At 66.2% G+C, this 1,312-nt stretch carries 1 rRNA gene; it reads right to left on the bottom strand.

The features are described from left to right. Positions 1–1,206 precede the first annotated feature (1,206 nt). Positions 1,207–1,312 (bottom strand): 5S ribosomal RNA (gene rrf, locus DEI95_RS16365); the annotation flags it as partial.

The following is a 1,312-nucleotide window of genomic DNA, read 5'->3' as shown; positions in this document are numbered from 1 at the left end:
CACGGCTCACGGCTCACGGCTCACGGCTCACGGCTCACGGCTCACGGCTCACGGCTCACGGCTCACGGCTCACGGCTCACGGCTCACGGCTCACGGCTCACGGCTCACGGCGAGTGTGCATCACCTCGAGCTCGTTCGTTTCGACTCCCTTGCGCCTCCGGACCGAGGTGGCCCGTTTCCTCGAGGAGACGTCAGGCACAGGCGATGATCGCCGCGGCTGCCGTCCAAGGGACGTCAACGTTCCGTCGGATCGAACTGCAGCCCCGCGTGCAACCACATAGGGATCCAACCGTCGAGAGCCGGCGCATCCGACGACTCCCTGGCGACGGACGACGGACGACGAACAACATCACCATGGCGACCATTCGGACCCGTTCCGTCTCGCGCTGCATGCCGACCCGCTCGGTTCGTGGTGCGCGCCTCTGGTGAATCCGTGTTCTGTCCGGCAACTCATCGGCCCAGCACTGCACCGCTGAGCAACTCGGGTGACCGCTCGACTTGCGGCCCCGATCTTGCTGAGCGGGCAAAGCGCACCCGCGTTCTCGGCCGATGAAACGGGCGGCTGTCTCCCGAACCAAAGACCTTCCTTTCACGGTGAAGATCTCGAACCTCCGGGACGAGAGCACCGGGATGCACCGGAGACCGGACAACGTCCTTGGACACCGATCACGAGCCGGCACTCCACCTCGGCCGAGCGCGCAGCGACCGACAACTCGGCATGGCCGTCGTCCGCGATCGACATCGCCGGCCCCAGCTCCCGGGGCGCCGGCGCATCACGCATCCGTCCGAGTGTCCGTCGACAGCATGACCGGACAGCCAAGACCGGTGCGATCGATCGCCGCCCTCATCTCCCCCATGACACCGCACCACCACTGGCCGCGGATCCAAACCGAGGACGCATCGTCGCGCTACTCCGGATCACTCGAGCTGCTGATCACGCCCACAACGCCTTCCGACCCGGGATGACCGGAGGCGGCAGCAGGACCGCTGAGGAGCAAGGGGTTCCATCGCGACAGCTGACCTCGACCCGCACGGAAGTACTCACTCCGGTAGCGACGAACGCCCTCGGGTAGCCCCACACAGCGAGTGGGGCAAGACGCTCGTCGAAGGCGTGCTGTTCAGCCGGCGTGTGGGGACGCGAAAGAGCCCCTGACCGGGGTGAGCATTGCTGCTCACCCCGGTCAGGGGCTCGATCATTGAGAAGAAGTCCGGCGGCGTCCTACTCTCCCACAAGGTCCCCCTTGCAGTACCATCGGCGCTGAGAGGCTTAGCTTCCGGGTTCGGAATGTGACCGGGCGTTTCCCTCTCGCTA

Origin of the sequence: Curtobacterium sp. MCBD17_008 (genome assembly GCF_003234475.1) — a bacterium.
GTDB lineage: Bacteria > Actinomycetota > Actinomycetes > Actinomycetales > Microbacteriaceae > Curtobacterium.
Note: the sequence above shows the minus strand (reverse complement) of the source record. Positions and strands in the feature narration are given on the sequence as shown.